This window comes from Neptuniibacter sp. CAU 1671, assembly GCF_029222905.1.
Classification (GTDB): domain Bacteria; phylum Pseudomonadota; class Gammaproteobacteria; order Pseudomonadales; family Balneatricaceae; genus Neptuniibacter.
Genome location: NZ_JARHUE010000003.1, coordinates 330,887 through 355,106 on the forward strand (window position 1 = coordinate 330,887; position 24,220 = coordinate 355,106).

A 24,220-nucleotide genomic window follows, 5' to 3' on the forward strand; every position below is an offset into this window, starting at 1 on the left:
TAAAGTGAGGCTGTGGGTGAGGCCAGCGTGCCAGAATGAGAATCCGGCTTTTGTTGCGCCAGATCAACTCTGCGCTATGAAACATGGCAGGCACCCGAGGTGCCCGCCACGATGATCAGTCCTTACGGTCGGGGCTTAGCAGTTCAACCATATAACCGTCAGGGTCCTTTACAAAGGCCAGAATGCTGTTGCCGCCTTTCATCGGACCGGCTTCACGCACCACGTTACCGCCCTTGGCTTTGATAGCATCACAGGCGGCATAAACGTCCTCAACCTCAATGGCGATGTGGCCATAGGCGTTGCCCATATCGTATTGGTTGGTATCCCAGTTGTGGGTCAGCTCCAGCACGGTGTGATCGGTTTCATCACCATAGCCGACAAACGCCAGTGTGAATTTTCCTTCAGGGTAATCCTTGCGACGCAGAAGTTTCATGCCCATCACATCGCAGTAGAACTCAATTGACTGCTCCAGATCAGTGACCCGCAGCATGGTATGTAACATACGCACTTTAACTCATCCCCTTATCGTTTGATTTTGGTATTATCACAGGTACAACCGTTCGCCCGACCAGGTTATCAGTGATCTACTCAGTATATCAGGCTGTGATTGATAATGGCGTTATACGGTTGGTTCAGTATCTGATCAGGATGGATAGCGGTATGTTCCAGGATCTAAACAAAAAAATCGAAGATTCCATGGCTCCTTTTAAAGAGCTGGTAAACATTCAGACGCGTATGCTGGAGGAACTGACCCGCCAGCAGATGGAATGCACCAAGTTGTGTATTGAAGCGACGATTCAGCAGACCCGTGAATTGCAGAAATGTGATTCACCGACAGATCTGCTTGATCTGCAGCGTACTTATGCCAAGGACCTGGAAAATACCCTGCGTCTGGCAAGTGAAAGCAATATGAAAGTGTTGCAGGAAGCTCGATCCGAAATTGAGCAGATGACTCAGTCTACGTTTGATGTATTCAACAAGTGATGTTATTCAGATTGACCCCAGTGACCTCTATTGCACAGGGCGACGCGTGATATGACGCATGCGATCGCTTTGCTTTACGGTTCCACCACCGGCAATACCGAAAGTGTTGCTGAACTCATTGCGGAAAAAATCGGTTTTAACCGGGTGCACCGGTTGAACATTGCCACTGATGGGCTGACTGCCATTGCCGAGTATGACTATCTGATTCTGGGGATTCCAACCTGGGACTTTGGGCAGTTACAGGAAGACTGGCAGGATCTCTGGACTGAACTGGAAAACATCGATTTTTCCGGCAAGCGATGTGCGCTGTTCGGGTTGGGTGATCAGATCGGTTATGGCGAATGGTTTCTCGATGCGATGGGCATGTTGCATGAATGCCTGCAGCAGCGTGGTGCGCTTTTTTCAGGCTATTGGCCTAATGAAGGTTACAACTTCGAAGCGTCCAGGGCGCTGACTGCCGATGGTACTCAGTTTGTCGGTTTGGCACTCGATGAGGATAGTCAGAGCTACGAAACTGAAGAGCGCGTCACCCGCTGGTGTCAGCAGGTGCTGGCGGAATTTGGTCTGCCTGACTGATCTCAGACAAAGTGTTCTATCAACAGGTGTGTTGCCACTCCGGCGGCATACCCGAGGGCAATAGCCCAACTCCAACGCAGGTGGCTGGCAAAGGTGTATGTGCCCTGAGCCTGCCCCATCAGGGCGATGCCCGCTGCCGATCCGATCGACAGTAACGAACCACCAATGCCGATGGTCAGGGTTGCCAGCAACCAGTCGCTGACAGCCATCTCCGGATTCATAGTGATGACGGCGTACATCACCGGAATATTGTCGATCAGGGCAGACATCATGCCGATCAAAATATTGGCCGGTACCGCGCCCAGATCCACATAGAGCCACTCTGCCATCAGCGCCAGATAACCCAGGCTGGCCAGTCCTCCCACACACAAGACCACACCATAAAAAAACATCAGCGTATCCCAGGACGAGCGCTCAACCACTTTAAAAATATTAAAGCGGCGCACCACCTCTATGTTGTCCCCCTGTGTCTGCTGATGGGTCTGCATGGTTTCTGCATGATGGTGGCTGATATGGCCATGCTCACCCTCAATTGGTTCATAATGGCTGAGGTAATACCCGTACAGCTTCAAAACCCCTAATCCCGTCATCATGCCCAGCAGCGGCGGCAGGTGCAGGGTACTGTGAATACTGATGCTCAGGGCAATGGTTGCCAGAAACAGGAAGATGATGGTGATGCCGCCTTTTTTCATCGGTTGCAGTTCACCGTCGCCGGTGGGGGGCTCTCGTTCGATGGTAAAACTCATCAATATAGCGGGGACCAGCCAGGTGACCAGTGCCGGAGGCATCAGCAACAGGAATTGTTCTATCTCTACCAGACCACGCTGCCAGACCATCAGGGTGGTGATGTCGCCAAACGGACTGAAAGCTCCGCCGGCATTGGCGGCGATCACAATGTTGATACAGCTCACTGTGATAAAACACCGATAGGAGTTACCGACCGCCAGCACCACGGCACCCATCAACAGCGCTGTGGACAGGTTGTCGGCCACCGGGGAGATAAAAAATGCCAGCAGGCCTGTGATCCAGTAGATTTGCCTCAGGCTGTAACCCTGAGCGACCAGCCAGGCCCGCAGGGAGGCAAATACCAGTCGCTCCTCCATGGTGGTGATAAAAGTCATGGCGGCCAGCAGGAACAGAAACAGCTCGGCGTATTCAAGAATATTCTGCCGTGCTGCCAGCCCAGCGGTTTCCGTATCCCCGGTGGTGGCGTAGGCAATGCCCACCAGAATCCAGATCAGACCGGCCGAAACCATGATCGGTTTGGATTTACGCAGATGAATAAACTCTTCACTAAGAACCAGGATGTAACCCAGTACAAAAATCATCAGCGCCAGCACGCCATAGGCGCTGGTGGTGAAATCCTGCAGGGGCAGGGCGGATTCGGCCGCTGATACGGAGGTCGCCAGAAGCAGAGCTGTCAGAGAAGCGAGGCTGAACAGTAGCGCTTTCATTGTCCTGAAGACGTCCTATGCGGCAATTGAGCCTACTATTCTAAAGGTCGGGTGTATTTAAAAGCCAGCCATCCGGGGCGGTAGTGTTTAGTCTGCTTTTTGGCTAAAATAACGCCCCTTTTTCATCACCGCCGGTAGTGACGCATAGCATGGAAATTAACCCAATTCTAAATGACCTGAAAGATATAGCCGAGCGCACCCGCGCTTTACGTGGCTTTCTGGACTATGAGGGTAAGAAAGAGCGCCTGGAAGAGGTCAGCCGTGAGCTGGAAGATGCTGCGGTATGGGAGAAACCTGAATACGCCCAGCAGTTGGGAAAAGAGCGTGCAGCGCTGGAAACCGTGGTTGAAACCATCGAAGAACTGACGGCGGGTGTGTCGGATACGCGCGATCTGCTGGATATGGCGGTAGAAGAAAACGACGAAGAAACCGTTGCTGTGGTTGAAGATGATGTCAACGCACTGATGGAAAAACTGCAGCAGCTGGAATTCCGTCGTATGTTCTCTGGTGAAGCCGACCCCAACAATGCCTATCTGGATATTCAGGCGGGCTCCGGCGGTACCGAGGCCCAGGATTGGGCCAATATGGTCCTGCGCATGTACCTGCGCTGGGGTGAAAGCCGTGGCTTTAAAACCGAGCTGATTGAGGTGTCCCCGGGTGAAGTGGCGGGTATTAAATCCGCTACTATCAGTTTTATGGGTGAGTATGCCTTTGGCTGGCTCCGAACCGAAACCGGTGTGCACCGTCTGGTGCGTAAATCACCGTTTGACTCCGGTGGCCGTCGTCATACCTCATTCTGTTCCGTGTTTGTCTCGCCAGAAATTGATGACAATATCGAAATTGAGATCAATCCTGCTGATCTGCGTGTAGATGTGTACCGGGCTTCCGGTGCAGGTGGTCAGCACGTTAACCGGACCGAGTCCGCGGTGCGTATTACCCACGAACCTTCAGGTATTGTGGTGCAGTCCCAGAGCCAGCGCTCACAGCACCAGAACAAAGACACCTGTATGAAACAGCTGCGTGCCAAGTTGTATGAGATGGAGATGCTCAAGCGCAGCGAAAAAGCCCAGGAACTGGAAGATTCCAAAGCCGATATCGGCTGGGGCAGCCAGATTCGCTCCTATGTGCTGGATGATCAGCGCATCAAGGACCTGCGTACCAATGTTCAGACCTCCAACTGCGACAAAGTACTGGACGGTGATCTGGATATGTTTATCGAGGCCAGCCTGAAGGCTGGTTTATAAGTAACGAATTACTACGGATCTATCACGCCGATGTCTGACAATATACAGCAAGATGAAAACCGCCTGATCGCTGAACGTCGCGCCAAACTGAATGGCCTGCGTGAAACAGGCAATGCCTTCCCGAATACTTTCCGTCGTGACAGCTATGCGGCGGATCTGCAGGCTCAGTATGGCGACAAGAGCAAGGAAGAGCTTGAAACTGCAGGCATCCGCGTCAGCATCGCGGGCCGTGTCATGCTGAACCGTGGCGCCTTTGGTGTAGTGCAGGATATGACCGGTCGTATCCAGTTTTATGTCAACAAAGAAGCCCGTACCTTTGCCAAAGGTCTGGATCTGGGTGACATCATCGGTGTCACCGGTGAACTGCATAAGTCCGGCAAGGGCGATCTGTATGTTGATATGGCGGAATATCAGCTGCTGACCAAAAACCTGCGTCCGCTGCCCGACAAACACAAGGGTCTGCAGGACACCGAGATGCGTTACCGTCAGCGTTACGTTGACCTGATCACCAATGATCATTCACGCAAGGTGTTTGAGATTCGCTCCAAAATCGTTGCCGGCATCCGTCAGTACCTGACCGAACGTCGTTTTATTGAAGCCGAAACACCGATGCTGCAGGTGATTCCGGGCGGTGCCAGTGCGCGTCCGTTTATTACCCATCACAACTCGCTGGACCGTGATATGTACCTGCGTATCGCGCCTGAGCTGTATCTGAAGCGGCTGGTGGTCGGCGGTTTTGAGCGCGTGTTCGAGATCAACCGTAACTTCCGTAACGAAGGGTTGTCCACCCGTCACAATCCGGAATTCACCATGATCGAGTTCTATCAGGCCTATGCGGATTACCATGACCTGATGGACCTGACCGAAGATATGCTGCGTACCCTGGCGCAGAATGTTCTGGGTACTACCACGCTGGTGAACACCGTGCGTAATGAAGACGGTGAAGTGCTGGAAACCTTTGAATACGATCTGGCTAAACCGTTCCAGCGTCTCAGCGTGTTTGATTCCATTCTGCATTACAACCCGGAGATCACCGCTGAAGCACTGGCAGATGATCATGCGGCGCGCCAGATTGCGCAGCGCATGGACATTGATGTCAAAGACGGTTGGGGTCTGGGCAAGGTTCAGATCGAGATCTTCGAGAAAACCGTCGAACACCGTCTGGATCAGCCAACCTTCATTACTGAATACCCAACGGAAGTGTCTCCGCTGGCACGTCGCAGTGACAGCAACCCGTTTGTGACCGACCGCTTTGAATTCTTTGTCGGTGGCCGTGAGCTGGCGAATGGTTTCTCCGAGTTGAATGACTCTGAAGACCAGGCGGAACGTTTCCAGGCCCAGGTGGCGGAGAAAGAAGCCGGTGATGATGAAGCGATGCACTACGATGCGGATTACATCAACGCACTGGAATATGGTCTGCCGCCAACCGCTGGTGAAGGCATTGGTATTGACCGTCTGGTGATGTTGTTTACCGACTCACCGTCGATCCGTGACGTCATTCTGTTCCCGGCGATGCGCCCACGCGGCTAATCGCGCTTGGGTGGCAGGCGACGCCTGTCACCCAGTCTCTTTGGGTGTCTGCTCAGGTTTCTGTTGGGGCACCTGATCCATCAGCTCCTGATCAAAGTGTTCTGATTCCTGCAGGATATTCACCACCTCTGATGCATACTCCGGCAGGGTTTCCACTACGGCTGTAGCAATCTCCATTGCCTGATCCGGATAGTGTTCAGAGAAGTGACTGACCAGCTCGGACGCTGACTCATGCATGGCATCCCGGTCAGCTCGCCGCAGGGGTACCTCGGCACTGGCTTCAGGTGTCTCGAACTCCTGTTCAACATGATACTGTTCACTGATGGCCTGAGTGATGCGACTCAGGGTTTCCGGTTGATGTTCAGCCAGCCAGCTGACCAGTCGGTTGGCCTGATCAGGCGCATTGCTGACCAGCATCTTGGCAATGTCCAGACTCAGGTCTGGAGCTGCGCGGGTAATGGAAGCATACAGGCGGCCAATATCGATCTGCTCGACCTGTACCAGTGCGGCGGAGAGTTCCATCGCTTTATCCGGGTTCGCCAGCACCAGTTCGCGTGCCATTTTAACCGCCGCCGCGGGATTGCTTTCGGCAATACGGATGGCAACCCGGGTTTCCAGACTGTTGGGTGTTTCTGTGTCATCACCCGGCAAACGTGGGTCAAGATCATACAGGGTAGAACCCACTTCTGTGTGAATAACATACTGCTCCTGCTCTTCCACCGGCAGTGCCTTGCGGCCATGGCGCATTTGGTAGATGCAGAAGCCAAGCAGCAGTAGCTGAAACAGTGCCAGAAAGAAAAACAGGGCGTCACTGCCAAACCAGGACATTGCTTTCGAGGAGAGGGCGGGTCCGGCGATACTGCCAGCGGCATAGAGTGTCAGCATTCGCCCCATGGCCGCGGCCATCTCGGCTTTGCGGATTCGGTCAAAGGTTTCGGCAATGCTCATCGGGTAAATACAGGAGAGCAGTCCAGTCAGGATGCCTACCAGCGGTAGCATCAGCATAAACAGCCCACTGTGGCCAACGCCTGGTAGCAACAGGGTCACTGCCAGATTAACCCCCAACAGGCCGGCCAGTACCTGACGTCGGTCGAAACGGTCTGACAACATGCCGATGGGGAATTGCAGCAAAAATGCCCCCAGCACCGCACAGCCCATAAACAGTGAAAGCTGGAAGTCGGCAATGCCGCGCTCGCCCGCGTAAACCGGCATCAGGTTCATCAAGGCGCCATAGAGTACCCCGGAAAACAGGCAGATCACGGCCCCGAATGGGGCGTGGTGCAGCAGGTTTTTCAGAGTCATATTCTGGGTTTCTGTAATCGGTGGCCCGCTGCGTCGGCTCAGTGCCAGGGGCACCAGCCCCAGACAGAGCAGAATGGCAGCAAGGATAAACAGGGTGGGTTCTGAGATCGGTGCCAGATTGAACAGAAATTGCCCCACCACTACAGCGCCCATAATGGTGATCTGGCTGGTGGCCATAATCCGGCCACGGGTTTTTTCAGTCGCGGTATCACTCAGCCAGCCATCAAACACCGCAAAATTACAGGCCAGACAGAAACCCATCAGCAGACGCATGGCGCCCCAGGTCCAGGGGTCGGTTTTCAGGCCGCAGATCAGGATTGCCACCGCGCTGAGCGCCGCACAGGCAGTAAATACGCGGATATGGCCCACGCGAATAATCAGTTTACGACTGTAAAGTCCGCCTAATAACATGCCGGCAGCGTACATGGAGAGCACCAGGCCGATGGTGTCGGTACTGACGCCATCCAGTCCCATCCTCACAGGCAACAGCAGGCCGATCAGGCCAAAACCCAGCATCAGAATAAAACAGCTGACATAGAGTGCGAGGAGGGAAAAGAAAGTTGCGATCACATCGGGCTCCATCAGAGAGGAGCTTTTCACCCTAGAATCCTGAGATCAGACTGTCAACCGCAGCTGCAGCAACAGCCTGTCTTTATTTAAGGTATGATGCTGTTCCAAATGAGTTTGGACATATAGGTATCCTATGGCACTGGAGCAGGCGCCGAGTTGGCAGGCGGTCCTTGAAGATCAGTTTCAGCAACCCTACATGCAGCAGCTGAAAGCGTTTTTGCGCGAGCAGAAAAATCTGAAAAAGGTGATCTATCCCCATTCCGATCACTGGTTCAAAGCACTGGAAACCACACCGCTGAGTGAGGTGAAAGTGGTAATTCTGGGGCAGGATCCTTATCACCAGCCGGGTCAGGCCCATGGTCTCTGTTTTTCCGTGCAGGCCGGGGTGAAAACACCGCCTTCACTGGTCAATATCTACAAAGAGCTGCAGCGAGATCTGGGTATACCGCCCGCACAACATGGATTTCTGGAGAGCTGGGCCAATCAGGGGGTGTTGCTGCTGAACAGTGTGCTAACAGTGGAGGACAGTAGTGCAGCCTCGCATCAGGGCAAAGGCTGGGAACAGTTCACCGATGCCGTTATCGCTGCGGTGAATGCTCAATGTGAGCACGTAGTGTTCTTGCTCTGGGGCAGCTATGCCCAGAAAAAAGGAGCTGTAATCGACCGACAGCGACATTTGGTATTGCAGGCGCCGCACCCTTCGCCTTTATCGGCCCATCGGGGTTTTCTTGGCTGCGGGCATTTCAGTCAGGCGAATGCCTATTTGAGTGAGCATGGCCGCCAGCCAATCGACTGGCGGTTGCCGGAACTGAATTAATTTTTAGGCAGAAACATCGCCGGATCTAGGGTGTAGGGCAGCGCGTTAAAGACGACCGGTGTGCCGTCTTCAAGAAATACCTGCCCTTCGTCAGCGGCTTTTTTGGTGATGACCGCCAGCAGACTGAACTGCTCAGGGTTGCAGTCAGCGGCGGCCACGACCACCTGGCCGCAGGATTGTTGTTCAGCCGTAAACAGCGGCTGTCCCGGCTCCGGGCGGTTAGCAGTGGCAACGCTGAGGTGATACATCGATTTCTTCAGCTGCCCCCGGTGCTGCAGGCGGGTCACAATCTCCTGACCGGTGTAACAGCCTTTACGGAAGCTGACGCCAGCCACAGCCTGCAGGTTGGTCATCTGTGGAATAAACGCTTCCTGAATCTCGGGGCGCAGGTCAGGAATACCGGCCTGAATTTCGCTCAGGGTCCAGGCTTCTTCGCTACCGATACCCACGCGATCAGGCAGATGGCTGAGTTGCTCCAGCAGCTTTTCCTCTGGCAGCCAGAGTTCAAACCGGTCGCCGGGTACGCGGATTACTACACCATAATTCAGTCCAATAATGCCGTTATCTTCACTGGGTACGCGCTCAAACAGCTTGTCGATGGCAGCCGTTGTGCCGGGACCAATCAGCCCCAGTCCAGTCACCTGATCCGAGATCTCGCTGAGTTCGGCTTTGGAAAAGATGATGTATTTTTTCAGGTTGGCGATCGCACTGTCCGCGATGCTGGCATGGATGCGCAGCCAGACTTCCTGTTCGGCTACCCGCATCAGGCGGAACAGACTTAGCATATGGCCTTTGATATTACAGTGTGCGCCCAGACTGCTGCCGCGGTTTTGCACTTCAGTCATATCGCAGGTCAACTGGCCCTGCAGGAACTTCCAGCAATCAGGCCCTTTGATGGCGAAGATACGGTACTGCTCGAGTGGAATGGCCAGCGTGGATTTCTGGCTGTTCGCGGAAACACAATCACCGCTTGGGCTGAAACAGATACCTTGCTGGGTAAGACGTTCGCTAAAGGTACTCATCGGGCTGGGGTACTTCCATCTGGATTGTTCTGGGGGATACTGCAGAGATTATCATCTTAAATGGGGACTCTGCTGGCAATAATCAAGGTAGAAACAGATTAAAAGTCAGCCGCAAAAAGCGGCGTTAGTTGATTAAGTGGCTGATCCAGTCTTTAAGTAACAGCGTCAGGCCATAACAGACCAGCATGATTGCCAGGCTTGCCGCCATGGCGGGGTAAAATCCCCATCCTCTGGTGATAAACCAGGGTAGAGAAATAAACAGTGTCAGTGACGGTAAAACCAGCCAGAAAATATTGCTGGCCAGATTTTTAACCTGAACCAGATCCCCGGTTTCAATATACAGCCAGAGCATTGCCAGCACAGAAATCAGCGGTACTGAAGCCAGTAATGCTGCCAGCAGGGTATTGCGTTTACCAATTTCGGAGATCACAACAATGACAATGCTGGTCAGCAATATTTTAAAGAGGTAATAAGCCACTGATTGAGACCCTCTGCAGTGAGTCTTATTGTTCAGGATATTACCTCTGATCAGAGAACTGAACGCAGGTTCAGTCTTCCGCCATGCCAATTCTGTTGCCGAGACTGACCGGGCTGTTGGCAGTCAGAGAAGTTTCCCACTCCATCACGTCCGGGCCGAACAGCAGAATGACAGTGGAGCCCAGATAAAAGCGACCCATCTCATCACCTTTTTTCAGCACGACTGGCGCGGGAAGTTTGTTGAAATGCTGGGTGATTGGTTGACGCAGACGGGGCGCCTCGACACCGGACCAGACTGTCTCAATTCCGGCCACGATCATCGCACCAACCATCACCATCGCCATGGGTCCCAGCGGCGTATCGAAAAAAGCCACTAGACGCTCATTGCGGGCAAACAGGTGCTCAACCCCTTCTGCTGTCGCCTGATTGACGGAAAACAGATCGCCCGGCACATAAACAGTTCGGGTTAGGGTGCCGTCAATCGGCATGTGGACCCGGTGGTAGTCACGTGGTGACAGATAAATGGTCGCAAAACGGCCATTCAGAAACGGAGCGGCGGCTTTATTATCGCCACCCAGTAGGGCGGTCAGGCTGTAGCTGCGGCCCTTGGCCTGAAAGATACGGCCATAGTCGATCTGGCCCAGTTGAGAGATGGCACCATCTGCCGGGCTGACGACACTGCCTGGTGTTGTATCAATGGGACGAATGCCCGGCTTCAGTTCGCGGGTAAAAAAAGCATTAAAACTACGGTAGGCGGTGGGCCGTTCTTCCAGTGCCTGACTCATATCGATCTGGTACTGGCGTACAAACCAGTTGATAAACAGGTTCTTGATCATCGGGGTGTGGCTGGCTGCTAATCGCCCCACCAGGCGGGACAGCAGATGCTGCGGCAGCAGATGCTGTAACAGAATAAACAGACGGGTTTTCAGATCTTTCATCGGGTGTTACGCCTCAATCGGTGTATCAGGCAGGTTGCCCCACTCAAACCAGGAACCGTCATAACAACGGATTGTTTTGACCCCCAGGTGCTTCGCGACCAGATAGGTCAGACCGGAACGCCGGTGTGTCTGGCAGTGGGTAATGATTTCGCATGAGGCATCAATACCGTGTTCGGTCAGCAGTTGCTGAAGTGCCTCTACACTCTTAAGGCGAGGCAGCTCTGTGCTTTCCAGACAGTCGGTCCATTCGAGGTTAATGGCACCGGGGATGTGTCCACCGCGTTTGGCATTGATGACTTTTTCGCCGCGGTACTCGTCCGCTGCCCGGGCATCCCAGATCTGAACACTCTTATCTTCAAGGTGCGCCAGAATGTAGGCAGCATCGGCCAGCAGCTCAGGCTTGAGCCTGATGGGGTATTGGTCCGCTATTTTCGCTTTTTGGGCTGTCTGTTCCAGTGGCAGCGATGCTGCTTTCCAGCCTGCCAGTTGGCCGTTCAGTACAGAGCAGCGCTCATGTCCCAGCAGGTTCAGTGTCCACATAAGCCGGCCAGCCCAGGGGCCACCCTGATCATCATAAGCAATGACATGGTCTTCCGGGGTCAGTCCCAGATCCTGGCAGAGTGTTTGTAGCTGCTGTTCAGTGGGTACTTTGTTGGGGATATCGCCTTCACCCCGAAGCAGTCGGCTTGAAGGTAGATGCAGAGCACCCGGAATATGGCCATTTTGATAGGCCTCTGAGCCGGACAGATCAACAATGATCAGATTGGATTGTCCGAGCAGGTTTACCAGTGTATCCGGTTCTATAAGCACGGGCAGTGACATCACAGACTCCAACAGATAAGTAGGCGGCTAATATACTGGGTTCAACCGCTTATTTCATCTCTGCGCTGGTGTTCTGTAACAGAGTCAAAGCCTTGGTGGTGAGGTGCGCAAGTTTGGTTGCGGCTTTCTGTTGCGCCTCGGAGATGCTGTCTCCACCCATGCCGTTATCGACATGAATAATGGCGATCGGTTGTGCGCCGTTGAAGAGTGACAACAGCATAAAGCCGTTGATAGGCGCCCACTGCTGGTAGTTTTCCGGCAGAAACCGTAACACTTTCTGGCGATGCTCCGGGCGGATGCAAACCACTTTGGGCTGTTCGCTCAGTTGTTTCAGCAGACTGGCGATATGGTAATCAAAGTTGAAGCGTGAGATGGGGTGCTGGTCAGGAAAGCCAAAACTGAAGGCTGTTTTTAACTGACGGTGTCTGGGATTGATCAGGAACAGTGCCGCACGCTCGAATTTCAGGCTGTGATTCAGGGTCAGCAGCAGCTCCCGCAGGATATCCTTGGGCAGTTTGAAGTATTCTGCCGGTTGTTGCAGTTTGGTCAGGGTCTGATCCATTAATGCCTGATCAATTGGTTTGTGATCCAGTGGCTGATCAAACGCCGCATTGCCTGTGTTTGCTGTGGGTTGGTTTACTGTCAGCGGTGGTTGCAGCTCAAGATTGTCGGCCTCTGTCTGCTCCAGCCGGTAGTTGATTGTGGTTGCAGAGGGCAACATCAGCAACTCGGCTGCCAGCGCCAGCGTGCCTCTGACATGATACTGCCGTGAAGCGTTGACACAGTTAATGTGCAGCTGGGTCTGGGTGGCTGAAATTTCGCCTTTGAGGTAATCATTAACCACGTCGATGACCTGCAGAGATGCCGGACGTTGCCAGCCAAAATCAACACTCTGCGCCAGCCAGTTGGAGAGCTTAACCGGGAAAAATTTTTCCTGAATTAACAGGCTGACTTCTCGGCGGGCGTCTTTATTCAGGCTGTTCTCATCCAGCACCCGGCGATGCAGTTGGCGCATAAACTGTCGGTTGCTGACCTCGTCATGCTCCAGTCCCTGCTGGGCCAGTTCGGAGATACCCCAGGCTTCCAGCAGTCCCTGACTGATCTGGTCAACCGCGCAGCCCAGTACGTCGCTTTCGGCCAACTGTGGTTCACGGTGTTGCTCTCGAATGCGGATCTGAATTTCGCACATGTGCCGGGTGGCATGTTGCCACAGGAACCAGTACCCCACGCCGTAAAACAGGCTGGCCAGGCTGGACTCTTCAAGAAACGGAGATTTGCGCTGACTAAGCCACTGATGACACTGGGTCATAGCGTGATAGCTGGTAGCCATGGAACGGAAATACATCTTTTGCCCTACGCTGTTCGGGTTCAGCTTATGCGGTGTGAGCTGGTAGCGCAGGGCGGATAACTGGTCCATACCGAGGGAGTTGATGGCATGGTCGAGACTGGTGACCCGGGAGTTGATTGCCTGATGGCGCAGACCTGCGGTCTGGACAACAGCGAGGCAGAGTGCCGGGTCGCCTCTGACGATCTGGGTAATCTGATTCAGTGAGCTGTTGGGATCATGCAGCTGTTTCTGCAGGCGGAGCAGTACGCTGTTGCGGATCGGTAACGATCGCTCCTGCAGAAATTCGACCCATTCACGTCTGCCGTGCGGGGCCTCAATGGTGATCAGCTGCTGCTCAGACACAAATTAACCATTCATCTCGATTGATCCCAGTATATTGCGATAACTGTTCCAGCGGGCAACGCTCACATCGCCTTTTTCAACGGCTTCAAGCAGTGCGCAATTGGGTTCCTGCTCATGTTTGCAGTCCCTGAACCGACATAGCCCTGCCAGCGGGCGCAGTTCGCGGAAGCCGTCAATGACGTCTTCGGCTTTGATATGCCAGAGTCCAAACTCGCGAATCCCGGGAGAGTCGATCAGATCGCCGCCATCAGGGAAGTGGAACAATCGCGCAGTTGTCGTAGTATGTCGGCCTTTTCGGCTCTGAGTTGAGAGTTCGCCGGTTTTTAAATCAACTCCCGGGAGAAGGGCGTTGATCAGAGATGATTTGCCGACCCCGGATTGGCCGACAAAAACATTGATTCGGTTGTGCAGGTAGTTTTTGAGAGGTTCCAGGCCCTCTTCGGTCGAGGATGAGGCGGTCAGGACCTGATAACCAATCACACGGTACTGGTCCAGCAGCGCGTCGATCACCTCTCGATTGTTATCATTCAGCAGATCTGTTTTGTTGAGCAGGATAACCGGTTCAATCTGGCTGAGTTCAGCTGCTACCAGATACCGGTCGATCAGATTGGCGTGGGGCGTTGGTTCGACAGCCACCGTAATAATGATGGAATCGATATTGGCGGCCACCGGTTTCATCTCACCGTAGGGGTTGGGTCGCAGCAGCTCGCTGCTACGGGGCAGCGCGGCCACGACCACGCCGGTTTCCTTGCCGCGACGCCAGATTATCCGATCACCGGTAACCAGTTGTCCCAGATTGGTTCGCAGGTGACAGCGAATGATCTCACCCGGAAATTCTGGCTGTTCCGGTTCAATATCTACCTGCTTACCGTAGTGAGAGATGATCAGACCAGCCTGCTCTGGCCCCAGCTCACTGTTGTCGAGTTGAGAATCAATTTGGGCGTCTTTGCGCGCCGCCCGTGCGGTGCGTTCATCCTGGATTTTCTGGATCCGCCAGTTTTGTCTGCGGGTGAGTTTGCGTTTACTCATGGTGTCAGCACAGAGTTGCCGGCGGCAAATCCGAAAAAGCCTCTTAAATTAAGCAAGTTGGAAACGGTTAAGGTATTCTATCGCACTATGAATTGACAGTAAGCTTCCGTAAACAGTGGAGGATGTAGTGGGTGAATGCGAATAACCTGATCTGGATTGATTTGGAAATGACGGGTCTTAACCCGGATACCGATGTGATTATCGAGATCGCCACCATTGTTACGGATGCCAATCTGAATGTGTTGGCTGAAGGGCCCTCTCTGGCGATTCATCAGCCTGCCGCGGTGATGGATGCGATGGATGAGTGGTGTACCCGTCAGCACGGCCAGTCAGGCTTGACGCAGCGGGTTCTGGACAGCCAGGTCAGTGTGTCTGATGCCGAGCAGCAAACCCTGGCGTTTTTGCGTCAGTATTTGCCGGAAGGCGCGTCACCCATGTGTGGTAACAGCATTGGTCAGGACCGGCGTTTCCTCTGGCGTTATATGCCGGAGCTGGAGGCTTTCTTCCACTACCGCAATCTGGATGTGAGTACCCTGAAAGAGCTGGCCAAACGCTGGAAGCCTGAAGTGGCCGCGGGGGTGGTGAAAAAAGGCTCGCATCTGGCCATGGACGATATCCGTGATTCCATTGCGGAGCTGCAGCATTACCGGGACCACTTTCTGAAGATCTGAGTTCAGAATTTGAGCTTGGCTTTTCTGGGATGAATCAGTAACGGTACCGCCTCAGTGGCTGGTTTATCGTTCAGGTGTGTGAGAGCCCAGTTCACATGTTCCCTTACAAGCGCTGAGGGGTGGTTAACCCGCTGTTGCAAAGCATGCAATACGGTTTCTCCGCCCCGGCTGTTGCCCAGGGCCACGGCAATGTTTCTTAACCAGCCTTCGAAACCAGTGCGACGGATTGCCGATCCCTCAGTGCGCTTCAGAAAAGTCTCCTCATCCCAGAGAAACAGCTCAGCCAGCGCTGAATCATCCAGCTTATGCCGTGGTTGAAAATCAGGTTCTGCCGTGGGGCGGGCAAAACGGTTCCAGGGGCAGATCAGCTGACAGTCATCACAGCCAAAAATACGGTTGCCCATCAGGGGGCGAAGCTCTTCTGGAATGGCGCCTTTCAGTTCGATGGTCAGATATGAAATGCAGCGCCGGGCATCCAGCACATAGGGTTCCGGAAAGGCCGCAGTCGGGCAGACATCCATACATGCCGTGCACTCGCCGCAGTGATTTTGGGTGTAGGGCAGATCAATTGGTAAGGGCAGGTCGGTAAAAAGCTCACCGAGAAAAAACAGAGAACCCGCGTGCCGGTTGAGAATCAGTGTATGTTTACCCTGCCAGCCAAGTCCGGCCCGTTGGGCCAGGGGGCGTTCCAGAATCGGGGCGCTATCAACAAAACCGCGCCAGGTCTGGCTGCCTGTTTCTGCTTGTATTTTCTGTCCCAGATGGGTCAGACGTTTACGAATCAGTTTGTGGTAGTCGCGGCCCAGGGTGTAGCGCGCGATGTAGGCCTGATCCGGGTTGCCTAAAGTGTCGACGGGCTCTGTTTTTTCAGGCAGATAATCCATTCGGACACAGATCAGGCGCTGGCTACCGGGCACCAGTCGGGCAGGATCAAAACGTAGCTCCGAGTTATTTTGCAGGTACTCCATCTCGCCGTGGTACTGCTGTGCCAGCCACTGCTCATAATGTGCCTGCTCACCCGCGGTATTCAGGTCGGTTATGCCGCATTGCTGGAACCCCAGCTCCAGCGCCCATGCCTTGATCCGGGTTGCCAGTTCGGCCAACTGTTCAGTCGAGTAAACAGGGGTTGATTCAGACTTGCCGGGCACAGGCCGGATTCCTCATAATGTGACTAAAAACAGAGTCTGGTGAATACCTTATGTCTCACAACAGGGCTCACTTGCCCGCGTCATTATACACGGCTGAACAAACCCGGTTGCTGGATCGTATCGCGATTGAGCAGTTTGGCATACCGGGTATTCGCCTGATGCAAAGAGCCGGTCATGCTCTGTTTGCGGTGTTGCTGGCCAGTTTTCCCGGTATCTCGAGACTGACGGTATTGGCGGGCGGCGGCAATAATGGGGGTGACGGCTTTATTGTCGCGGCGTTAGCGCGCCAGCAGGGTTTGTCAGTGCAATTGTTGTGCGTAGGTGATACTGATTTTGCCCAGCGTTTGACTGGCGAAGCATTACAGGCCTGGCAACAGCTTGCTGGAACCGACCTGGTAGCGGAGATATACAGCGATCAAATCGACATTACCGGTGAGGTGATTTTGGATGCGATGCTGGGCACCGGGCTTAAAGGGCCTGTGCGTGAGCCTTTTCTCTCTGCAATTAAACGTATCAATCGGCTGGGCAGGCCAGTACTGGCGGCGGATATTCCTTCGGGACTCTGTGCGGATACCGGCATGGTGCTGGGGCAAGCCGTCAGGGCCACAATTACCTTGAGTTTTATTGGACTCAATCGCGGTTTGCTGACTGCTGAGGGTGTCGAATACGCGGGTCAGGTTCTATTCGATAATCTTCACCTGCCTGATGAAGTTTATGACGAAGTGCCAGTGCAGGTGTTCAGAACCAGTGCTGATGACCTGACTGAAATGCTGCCAGCCCGACAAAAAAATGCGCATAAAGGCCTGTATGGTCATCTGCTGGTGGTGGGGGGTGATAATGGCATGGGCGGAGCTGCGCTGCTGGCCGCCGAAGCTGCCCTGAGAGCCGGCGCCGGCAGGGTTTCACTGGCAACCCGGCAAGCCCATGTGTCCGCGGCACTGGCCCGCTGCCCTGAAGTGATGACCCATACAGTCGAGTGTGTCGGGCAGTTAGAACCGTTGCTGGAGCAGGCTGATATTGTGGTTATTGGTCCGGGGTTGGGTCAGCAGGCCTGGGGTGAACAGATGCTGGCAGCGGTGCTGGCGGCGGCAAAACCGATGGTGCTGGATGCGGATGCCCTGAATATCATGAGCACAAAGAACCTGTTTACCGGCGATCATTCTGCGTCGGTGTTTACGCCTCATCCGGGTGAAGCTGCGCGCATTCTGCGAACGCATAGTGGGCAATTGCAATCCAACCGTTTTCAGACGGTGACTGATCTGCAGCAGATCTGTGGTGGTGCGGTGGTGTTGAAAGGTGCGGGTAGCCTGAGTTGTGCCGGTGATGTGATCCATCTCTGTGATGCCGGTAATCCGGGTATGTCTGTTGCCGGGATGGGAGATGTGTTGTCTGGTATCTGTGGTGCGCTGCTGGCTCAGGGCTTGGTGGCTGAAGATGCAGCCCGACTGGGTGTTTATATTCATGCATCTGCTGCTGACAGAGTAGCTGCACAGCGTGGTGAACGCGGTATACTAGCATCGGATCTTTTTTTAGAAATTAATCAGGTAATCAATGGCTTGCATGAATAAACGCTTGAGTATCCCGGATGAAGATGCGATGGTTGCCCTGGGTCGACGGCTGGCTGAACTTTGCCCGATGGGAGTGATCTTTCTGGAAGGTGATCTGGGTATGGGTAAAACTACCCTGTGCCGGGGCATACTGCAGGGTTTTGGTCATCAGGGTGCGGTTAAAAGCCCCACCTATACACTTGTAGAGCCTTATGAGCTGGCCGATCGGCAGGTGTATCACTTTGATTTGTATCGCCTGAGTGATCCGGAAGAGCTTGAGTATCTTGGAATCCGTGACTATTTCGATCACCAGTCGTTGTGTCTGGTGGAGTGGCCTGAGCGGGGCCGGGGTATTTTGCCTGTGCCGGATCTGATTGTGCATCTGACTCTGGAAGGGCTGGGGCGGCAGGCAGAATTTGAAGCACGTAGTGAAATCGGTCAAAAAGTGGCCGATACACTGTAAAAATGCTGTTAACGGAACGTTGTAATGGGGGATAGACCGGTGTCGATTCTGAGCAGACTGAATGTGCTTGTGCTGACAAGCCTGCTGTCTCTCACTGTCCATGCGGCTGATGTGAATAATATCCGGCTCTGGCTGGCGCCGGACCATACGCGTCTGGTGTTTGATCTCACCGGCCCCATGGAGCACAAGGTATTCACCCTGAATAATCCGGACCGTATTGTTCTGGATGTCGAAAAAGCGTCCCTCTCCTTTGATCCCGCAAAACTCAATCTGGCTGAAGGGCCGGTGCAAAGAATTCGTTCCGGGCAGAACGGCTCAACTCTGCGGCTGGTGCTTGATCTGAGACATAGCGTCCGTGCCAAGAGTTTTGATTTGAAGCCTAACGATCAGTATGGACATCGTCTGGTACTGGATCTGATTGAACCTGATGCCCGCCCGGAAGCTAAAAAAACGGTCAAAACCGTAGAGCCTGTGGCCGGGCGTGATGTGGTTGTGGTGATTGATGCCGGGCATGGCGGTGAAGACCCCGGTGCCATTGGACCTGGCAAAGTGCGCGAAAAAGATGTCGTGCTGGCGATTGCCAAAGAACTGAAGCGCCTGTTGGATCAAACGCCGGGATATCGGGGTGAATTGACCCGCAACGGCGATTATTACATCAGCTTGCGAGGCCGAACCGGTATGGCCCGTAAGAAAAATGCCGACCTGTTTGTCTCAATTCATGCTGATGCTTTTAAAGATCCCAGAGCTAACGGCGCTTCTGTTTGGGTGCTTTCACCCCGGGGTGCCAGCAGTGAGATGGGTCGCTGGCTGGCCAGCAAGGAAAACAGTGCTGACCTGATTGGCGGTGTGGGCGGTGTCAGTCTTGAAGATAAAGATGATGTGTTGGCAGGTGTGCTGCTCGACATGTCGATGACTGCCAGCCGCGAAGACAGTCGTGTGGTAGCGGCCGAGATTCATGACAATATCAAACAGTTTGCCCGCATGCATAAATCCTATGTGGAGCAGGCGGGTTTTGTTGTTCTGAAATCGCCGGATATCCCTTCCATTCTGGTCGAAACCGGTTTTATCTCAAACCCGGACGAAGCGCGTAAATTGCGTTCCTCCAGTTATCAGAAGAAGATGGCCAACGCAGTTTATCAGGGGATTGTGGAACACTTTACCCGTAAGCCTCCGGCCATGACCCTGATTGCTCAGAACGGCGCGAGTCAGTCACGTACTTATCGTGTAGAGCGGGGTGATACCTTATCGGTTATTGCGTTACGCAACGGCATTTCACTGAGCGATTTGCGCAAAGCAAATCAGCTGAAAAATGATAACATCAAGGTTGGTCAGGTTCTGCGTATTCCTGCCAGCTAAGTTTATGCTCCCCAGTCTCTGTTAATAAAAGACCGCCCACAGGATTTTTCATGCCCAAAATTCAATTGCTTACTCCTCGACTGGCGAACCAGATTGCTGCCGGTGAGGTGGTTGAGCGCCCTGCCTCTGTGGTTAAGGAACTGCTGGAAAATAGCATTGATGCCGGTGCCAGCAAGGTTGATGTGGAAGTTGAGCAGGGTGGAATCAAGTTAATCCGTTTACGTGATAATGGCTGTGGTATTGATACGGATGACCTGCCGCTGGCGCTCAGTCGACATGCAACCTCCAAAATTCATGCGCTTGAAGATCTGGAGGCGGTTGCCAGTCTGGGTTTTCGGGGTGAGGCGCTGGCGAGTATCAGTTCGGTATCCCGTCTGACGCTGACCTCCCGTCAGCCAGATCAGGAGGCGGCCTGGCAGGTTCAGACTGAAGGCCGTGAAATGACAGCGCAGGTTACCCCTGCTGCACATCCTGTCGGAACCACGGTAGAAGTGGCTGATCTGTTTTTTAATACGCCAGCCCGACGTCGTTTTCTGAAAACAGAACAAACCGAATTCAGGCACCTTGAAGAGGTAGTCAAACGGTTGGCGTTGAGTCGTTTTGATGTGGCATTTCAGCTTCGACATAACGGCAAGGTCATTTATCAGTTGCGTCAGGCAGACGCTGAACTGGAAAAAGAACGCCGCGTGGCGCAATTGTGTGGCTCAGCGTTTATTCAGAATGCCCTTAAAGTTGATCTGGCGGCAGAAGCGTCGGGTTTAAGGCTGTATGGCTGGATGGGATTACCAACCTTCAACCGCAGTCAGGCTGATCTGCAATACTTTTTTGTCAATGGCCGGGTAATACGTGACAAGGTTGTAAACCACGCCGTACGTCAGGCTTATGCCGATGTGTTGTTCCATGGCCGTTTTCCTGCCTATGTGTTGTTTCTGGAGCTGGATCCCAAGCTGGTAGATGTTAACGTTCATCCCACTAAACATGAGGTGCGTTTCCGCGAAGGGCGTTTGGTGCATGATTTTCTGTTCCGTAGCCTGCATCGTCTGATTGCGGATATGCGTCCCGGTGATGAGGCACGGGATCTGGCTGATGCATCGGCCGGGGCAATATTGCAGCCCCCCGGCCAAATGCCTGTGGAGCAATCGTTTGAGCAGCGCCAGATGGGGCTGACAAACAGTACTTCGGGTAATGGTCATACCGCTTATGACTTTACACCTGAATCACGTCCATCCGTCGGCGCTGTTCGTGAGCAAATTCAGGCTTATGGTGCCCTGCATGCCGGGTTGGCCTCTGAAACAACACCAGAAGAAACCTGTCCGCCCTTGGGTTATGCACTGGCGCAACTGCATGGCATCTATATTCTGGCGCAGAATGCTCAGGGGCTGGTGGTGGTGGATATGCATGCGGCCCATGAACGTATTGTTTATGAACGTATGAAACGGGCATTTGAGGATGAGGGTGTGCGCTCTCAGCCCCTGCTGGTGCCGCTTAGTCTGGCCGTCAGTCGCGCCGAGGCGGATCTGGCAGAAGAGCAAAGCAGCATGTTTACACAGTTGGGGTTTGAACTGGCCCGGATGGGCGAGGAAACCCTGGTGATCCGGCAGGTGCCGGTGACGCTGGCAAAAGCGGATCATGCCCAGCTGATTCGTGATGTGTTATCTGACATGCTGGTGTATGGCGAAAGTCAGCGTATCCAGCAGCATATTAACGAGTTGCTGGCGACAATGGCGTGTCATGGCGCCGTGCGTGCCAACCGTCAGCTAACTATCGCTGAGATGAATGGATTGCTGCGGGATATGGAACAGACCGAGCGCAGTGGGCAGTGTAACCATGGTCGCCCTACCTGGACACAGATGAGTGTGTCTGACCTCGATAAGCTGTTTTTACGGGGTCAGTAAGCGTGTCTCAGCAACTGCCGGTAATTTTTCTGATGGGCCCGACTGCGTCCGGTAAGACGGATCTGGCCATGCGCTTATGCGACCAGCTTCCCTGCGACATTGTCAGTGTCGATTCAGCGATGATCTATCGTGGGATGGATATAGGTACCGCCAAACCCGACGTCCAGACACTGCAACAGTATCCTCATCGTCTGATTGATATCCGCGATCCTGCAGAAGCCTATTCTGCTGCAGATTTTCGTCAGGATGCTCTGCGTGAGATTGGTCAGATTCATCAACAGGGCCGTATTCCGCTGCTGACCGGCGGCACCATGCTGTATTTCCATGCCCTCAAAAACGGATTGGCTGATCTGCCGGAGTCAGATCCGCAGGTCAGGGAACGTCTGTTGCAGTGGGGGTTGACTGAGGGCTGGCCTGCATTGCATGCGCGGCTGGCGGAGGTGGATCCAGAGTCTGCTGCGCGCCTTAATCCGAATGATTCTCAGCGGTTGCAGCGCGCACTTGAAATATTTGAACTAACTGGGCGTTCAATGACGGAACTCTGGCGTGAACAAGTGAGTCAGAAACCTGATTTTCCAATTGTGTCTCTGGCAGTGATGCCGCAGGAACGCTCGGTTTTGCACGAACGCATTGCGCTTCGTTTTCAGATGATGCTGGAACAGGGCTTTGTTGACGAAGTTGAGTTGCTCTGGCGGCGTGGAGACCTGAATGTGCAAATGCCTTCAGTGCGCTGCGTGGGATACCGGCAGGTCTGGAGTTATCTGGCAGGGGAGTGGGATCACGAAACCATGGTCGAAAAAGGGGTGATTGCGACCCGACAGTTGGCCAAGCGCCAGGTGACCTGGTTGCGTAGCTGGCCTGACTTGCAGTGGCTTGATAGCCTTTCGGATAACCTTTTGCCAAAGGCCTTGAAAAAAATAGAGGCAGGCATTATTTAGTGTTATGCTGGAAATTGGTCTGGCTTATGCATTTTGGTAGTACTTAAGCACGACAGAACAAATAATAAACAACAAATAACGACAATCTTTTTTCGGGAAGGAGTTTGCAATGTCAAAAGGGCAGTCTTTACAAGACCCTTATCTGAACGCGCTGCGTAAAGAGCGCATCCCTGTTTCAATTTTCCTCGTGAACGGCATTAAATTGCAGGGTCAGGTAGAATCATTCGATCAGTTTGTCATTCTGCTGAAAAACACCGTCAGCCAGATGGTATACAAACATGCCATTTCCACTGTTGTTCCTTCACGTCCGGTAAAACTGCCGGCGGCTGAGGACGGCAAAACCGAGGCTTAATTATACCTTGTTCTTCGATCGTCCTGAGAGTGGCGAACGCGCCATTCTCGTTCATATTCAGTTGTCGGATGACTCTGAGCAGGAAAGCCCAAAAGAACTTGAAGAACTCGCACTGTCTGCAGGCGCCGATCCGGTTGAATTCCTGACAGGCAGTCGCGCCCAGCCAAATTCAAAATTCTTTATTGGTACTGGAAAGCTTGAAGAGTTGCGTCAACTGGTCAATCTGCATCAGGCAGAGTTGGTGATCTTCAATCATGCGCTCTCTCCGGCGCAAGAACGCAATATTGAACGTGAGATCCAAAGTCGGGTACTTGATCGTACAGGGCTGATACTGGATATATTTGCGCAGCGTGCGCGTACCCATGAAGGTAAGTTGCAGGTTGAACTGGCTCAGCTCGATCACATGTCAACTCGCCTGGTCAGGGGCTGGACCCACCTTGAGCGTCAAAAGGGGGGTATTGGTTTACGCGGACCGGGTGAAACCCAGTTGGAGACAGACCGTCGTTTGTTGCGTGCCCGCATGAAATCGATCCATAAGCGTCTGGAAAAAGTTCGCACGCAACGGGATCAGGGGCGTCGTTCGCGTAAACGAGCAGAGATACCGACGCTGTCGCTGGTGGGCTATACCAACGCTGGCAAATCAACCCTGTTTAACCGTCTGACGACCTCGCAGGTGTATGCAGCGGATCAGTTGTTTGCAACCCTGGATCCGACCCTGAGACGGGTAGAAATTGATGATGTTGGCCCGGCAATTTTGGCAGATACGGTTGGATTTATACGGCACCTGCCCCATAAACTGGTAGAGGCGTTTCGGGCGACACTGCAGGAAACCGTCGAGGCGAGCCTGTTGCTGCATGTTATTGACTGCCATGATGATGAGCGTCACGGACATGTAGCTGAAGTACTCAAGGTGTTGAAAGAGATCGGGGCTGACGAGGTTCCGATGCTCGAAGTCTACAATAAGATTGATATGTTGCCTGATCGTGCGCCCCGGATTGATCGCGATGAAGAGGGCAAGCCTGCTCGAGTCTGGCTCTCTGCGGTCACTGGTGAAGGTTGCGAACTGCTGTTCGAGGCGGTAAGTGAGTTGTTGGGTGAAGATGTGTTTCACCAGGCGCTTACACTTAAGCCCAATGAGGGTCAGTTCAGGGCGCGCTTGTACGCTGCCGGTGCTGTGGTGCAGGAGCAGACTGATCAGGAAGGTAATGCAGTATTGGAAGTAAGGATGCAGAAGAAGGACATGTTGCAGATTTTGAGCCGATTGGGTCTGTCTGCGGAACGTTGTTTTCCCTCTTCGGTCCATTAAAAACGTATTCGATGCCAGTCTGAATGCCTATACAGAGTCAGGTCAGGCAGGTATCTTACGTTTCACAATAAAGGTAGGTTGACGGAGAT

The 24,220-nt window shown here is 53.5% G+C and carries 23 protein-coding genes; 13 read left to right on the forward strand and 10 right to left on the reverse strand.

Going from position 1 to position 24,220, the window contains the following annotated elements; all coding sequences use genetic code 11:
* Positions 1-115: 115 nt before the first annotated feature.
* Positions 116-508, reverse strand: coding sequence for a lactoylglutathione lyase (gene gloA / locus P2G53_RS07530; protein ID WP_275815803.1), 393 nt, complete (start codon positions 506-508; stop codon positions 116-118).
* 152 nt (positions 509-660) lie between these two features.
* On the opposite strand from gloA, the gene P2G53_RS07535 reads away from it, so the two are divergent.
* Together P2G53_RS07535 and fldB are read left to right on the forward strand one after the other, a co-directional pair.
* Complete coding sequence (locus P2G53_RS07535; protein ID WP_275815804.1) at positions 661-984, forward strand: phasin family protein; 324 nt, start codon at positions 661-663, stop codon at positions 982-984.
* A gap of 51 nt (positions 985-1,035) precedes the next feature.
* Positions 1,036-1,560: a flavodoxin FldB gene (fldB, locus tag P2G53_RS07540; protein WP_275815806.1), complete on the forward strand. Its 525-nt coding sequence runs from the start codon at positions 1,036-1,038 to the stop codon at positions 1,558-1,560.
* 2 nt (positions 1,561-1,562) lie between these two features.
* Here fldB and nhaD read toward each other — a convergent pair whose 3' ends face one another.
* Positions 1,563-3,014, reverse strand: a complete 1,452-nt coding sequence (nhaD, locus tag P2G53_RS07545) for a sodium:proton antiporter NhaD (protein WP_275815808.1) — start codon at positions 3,012-3,014, stop codon at positions 1,563-1,565.
* A 149-nt stretch (positions 3,015-3,163) separates the two neighbouring features.
* On the opposite strand from nhaD, the gene prfB reads away from it, so the two are divergent.
* Together prfB and lysS are read left to right on the forward strand one after the other, a co-directional pair.
* Positions 3,164-4,258 (forward strand): peptide chain release factor 2, encoded by a 1,095-nt coding sequence (gene prfB, locus P2G53_RS07550; RefSeq protein WP_275815810.1) that lies wholly within the window; start codon positions 3,164-3,166, stop codon positions 4,256-4,258.
* A 30-nt stretch (positions 4,259-4,288) separates the two neighbouring features.
* Entirely contained in the window at positions 4,289-5,788 is a 1,500-nt protein-coding gene (gene lysS / locus P2G53_RS07555) for a lysine--tRNA ligase (RefSeq protein WP_275815812.1), read from the forward strand.
* A 27-nt stretch (positions 5,789-5,815) separates the two neighbouring features.
* Here the strand turns inward: lysS and P2G53_RS07560 are convergent, their stop codons facing one another.
* On the reverse strand, positions 5,816-7,690 hold the full coding sequence (locus P2G53_RS07560) for an MFS transporter (RefSeq protein ID WP_275815814.1): 1,875 nt from the start codon (positions 7,688-7,690) through the stop codon (positions 5,816-5,818).
* Positions 7,691-7,793: 103 nt separating this feature from the next.
* Between P2G53_RS07560 and ung the strand changes: the two genes are divergently transcribed.
* Positions 7,794-8,477 (forward strand): uracil-DNA glycosylase, encoded by a 684-nt coding sequence (gene ung, locus P2G53_RS07565; RefSeq protein WP_275815816.1) that lies wholly within the window; start codon positions 7,794-7,796, stop codon positions 8,475-8,477.
* On the opposite strand, the gene P2G53_RS07570 is transcribed toward ung, so the two are convergent.
* The 6 genes from P2G53_RS07570 to rsgA form a co-directional block, all read right to left on the reverse strand.
* On the reverse strand, positions 8,474-9,499 hold the full coding sequence (locus tag P2G53_RS07570; protein WP_275815818.1) for a folate-binding protein: 1,026 nt from the start codon (positions 9,497-9,499) through the stop codon (positions 8,474-8,476). The two genes, ung and P2G53_RS07570, sit on opposite strands and share 4 nt — an antisense overlap.
* Before the next feature lie 124 nt (positions 9,500-9,623).
* Complete coding sequence (locus P2G53_RS07575) at positions 9,624-9,977, reverse strand: DUF3147 family protein (RefSeq protein ID WP_275815820.1); 354 nt, start codon at positions 9,975-9,977, stop codon at positions 9,624-9,626.
* A gap of 70 nt (positions 9,978-10,047) precedes the next feature.
* Positions 10,048-10,914, reverse strand: a complete 867-nt coding sequence (gene asd / locus P2G53_RS07580; protein WP_275815822.1) for an archaetidylserine decarboxylase — start codon at positions 10,912-10,914, stop codon at positions 10,048-10,050.
* A gap of 6 nt (positions 10,915-10,920) precedes the next feature.
* Positions 10,921-11,736 (reverse strand): sulfurtransferase, encoded by an 816-nt coding sequence (locus tag P2G53_RS07585; protein WP_275815824.1) that lies wholly within the window; start codon positions 11,734-11,736, stop codon positions 10,921-10,923.
* A gap of 49 nt (positions 11,737-11,785) precedes the next feature.
* Positions 11,786-13,426 carry an HDOD domain-containing protein gene (locus P2G53_RS07590; protein ID WP_275815826.1) on the reverse strand — a complete coding sequence of 547 codons (1,641 nt, stop codon included), beginning with the start codon at positions 13,424-13,426 and terminating at the stop codon, positions 11,786-11,788.
* Between the two features lie 3 nt (positions 13,427-13,429).
* Positions 13,430-14,455 carry a small ribosomal subunit biogenesis GTPase RsgA gene (rsgA, locus tag P2G53_RS07595; RefSeq protein WP_275815828.1) on the reverse strand — a complete coding sequence of 342 codons (1,026 nt, stop codon included), beginning with the start codon at positions 14,453-14,455 and terminating at the stop codon, positions 13,430-13,432.
* 131 nt (positions 14,456-14,586) lie between these two features.
* Here rsgA and orn point away from each other — a divergent pair, with 131 nt between their 5' ends.
* Positions 14,587-15,126 carry an oligoribonuclease gene (gene orn, locus P2G53_RS07600; RefSeq protein WP_275815830.1) on the forward strand — a complete coding sequence of 180 codons (540 nt, stop codon included), beginning with the start codon at positions 14,587-14,589 and terminating at the stop codon, positions 15,124-15,126.
* Between the two features lie 2 nt (positions 15,127-15,128).
* Here orn and queG read toward each other — a convergent pair whose 3' ends face one another.
* Positions 15,129-16,274, reverse strand: a complete 1,146-nt coding sequence (gene queG, locus P2G53_RS07605) for a tRNA epoxyqueuosine(34) reductase QueG (RefSeq protein WP_275815832.1) — start codon at positions 16,272-16,274, stop codon at positions 15,129-15,131.
* 50 nt (positions 16,275-16,324) lie between these two features.
* Here queG and P2G53_RS07610 point away from each other — a divergent pair, with 50 nt between their 5' ends.
* From P2G53_RS07610 to hflX, 7 genes are all read left to right on the forward strand, one after another.
* A complete protein-coding gene (locus P2G53_RS07610; RefSeq protein WP_275815834.1) occupies positions 16,325-17,842 on the forward strand; it encodes an NAD(P)H-hydrate dehydratase in 1,518 nt (505 codons plus the stop codon).
* Positions 17,835-18,284, forward strand: a complete 450-nt coding sequence (gene tsaE / locus P2G53_RS07615; protein ID WP_275815835.1) for a tRNA (adenosine(37)-N6)-threonylcarbamoyltransferase complex ATPase subunit type 1 TsaE — start codon at positions 17,835-17,837, stop codon at positions 18,282-18,284. Before P2G53_RS07610 ends, tsaE begins: the two co-directional genes overlap by 8 nt.
* 24 nt (positions 18,285-18,308) lie before the next feature.
* Positions 18,309-19,640, forward strand: a complete 1,332-nt coding sequence (locus P2G53_RS07620; protein WP_275815838.1) for an N-acetylmuramoyl-L-alanine amidase — start codon at positions 18,309-18,311, stop codon at positions 19,638-19,640.
* 50 nt (positions 19,641-19,690) lie between these two features.
* Positions 19,691-21,535 carry a DNA mismatch repair endonuclease MutL gene (gene mutL / locus P2G53_RS07625; protein WP_275815840.1) on the forward strand — a complete coding sequence of 615 codons (1,845 nt, stop codon included), beginning with the start codon at positions 19,691-19,693 and terminating at the stop codon, positions 21,533-21,535.
* Positions 21,536-21,567: 32 nt separating this feature from the next.
* A complete protein-coding gene (gene miaA / locus P2G53_RS07630; protein WP_275815900.1) occupies positions 21,568-22,473 on the forward strand; it encodes a tRNA (adenosine(37)-N6)-dimethylallyltransferase MiaA in 906 nt (301 codons plus the stop codon).
* A 109-nt stretch (positions 22,474-22,582) separates the two neighbouring features.
* A complete protein-coding gene (gene hfq / locus P2G53_RS07635) occupies positions 22,583-22,825 on the forward strand; it encodes an RNA chaperone Hfq (RefSeq protein ID WP_275815842.1) in 243 nt (80 codons plus the stop codon).
* Between the two features lie 7 nt (positions 22,826-22,832).
* Positions 22,833-24,131 (forward strand): ribosome rescue GTPase HflX, encoded by a 1,299-nt coding sequence (gene hflX / locus P2G53_RS07640; RefSeq protein ID WP_275815844.1) that lies wholly within the window; start codon positions 22,833-22,835, stop codon positions 24,129-24,131.
* Positions 24,132-24,220: the final 89 nt, after the last annotated feature.

Excerpts from the sequence above, each read along its gene's own strand:
- lysS (WP_275815812.1), top strand. The coding sequence starts at position 4,289 with ATGTCTGACAATATACAGCAAGATGAAAACCGCCTGATCGCTGAACGT.
- tsaE (WP_275815835.1), top strand. The coding sequence starts at position 17,835 with ATGAATAAACGCTTGAGTATCCCGGATGAAGATGCGATGGTTGCCCTG.
- P2G53_RS07585 (WP_275815824.1), bottom strand. The coding sequence starts at position 11,736 with ATGTCACTGCCCGTGCTTATAGAACCGGATACACTGGTAAACCTGCTC.
- ung (WP_275815816.1), top strand. The coding sequence starts at position 7,794 with ATGGCACTGGAGCAGGCGCCGAGTTGGCAGGCGGTCCTTGAAGATCAG.
- P2G53_RS07535 (WP_275815804.1), top strand. The coding sequence starts at position 661 with ATGTTCCAGGATCTAAACAAAAAAATCGAAGATTCCATGGCTCCTTTT.
- P2G53_RS07610 (WP_275815834.1), top strand. The coding sequence starts at position 16,325 with ATGTCTCACAACAGGGCTCACTTGCCCGCGTCATTATACACGGCTGAA.
- mutL (WP_275815840.1), top strand. The coding sequence starts at position 19,691 with ATGCCCAAAATTCAATTGCTTACTCCTCGACTGGCGAACCAGATTGCT.
- miaA (WP_275815900.1), top strand. The coding sequence starts at position 21,568 with ATGGGCCCGACTGCGTCCGGTAAGACGGATCTGGCCATGCGCTTATGC.
- rsgA (WP_275815828.1), bottom strand. The coding sequence starts at position 14,455 with ATGAGTAAACGCAAACTCACCCGCAGACAAAACTGGCGGATCCAGAAA.
- asd (WP_275815822.1), bottom strand. The coding sequence starts at position 10,914 with ATGAAAGATCTGAAAACCCGTCTGTTTATTCTGTTACAGCATCTGCTG.
- fldB (WP_275815806.1), top strand. The coding sequence starts at position 1,036 with ATGACGCATGCGATCGCTTTGCTTTACGGTTCCACCACCGGCAATACC.
- P2G53_RS07620 (WP_275815838.1), top strand. The coding sequence starts at position 18,309 with ATGGGGGATAGACCGGTGTCGATTCTGAGCAGACTGAATGTGCTTGTG.
- prfB (WP_275815810.1), top strand. The coding sequence starts at position 3,164 with ATGGAAATTAACCCAATTCTAAATGACCTGAAAGATATAGCCGAGCGC.
- P2G53_RS07570 (WP_275815818.1), bottom strand. The coding sequence starts at position 9,499 with ATGAGTACCTTTAGCGAACGTCTTACCCAGCAAGGTATCTGTTTCAGC.
- hfq (WP_275815842.1), top strand. The coding sequence starts at position 22,583 with ATGTCAAAAGGGCAGTCTTTACAAGACCCTTATCTGAACGCGCTGCGT.
- nhaD (WP_275815808.1), bottom strand. The coding sequence starts at position 3,014 with ATGAAAGCGCTACTGTTCAGCCTCGCTTCTCTGACAGCTCTGCTTCTG.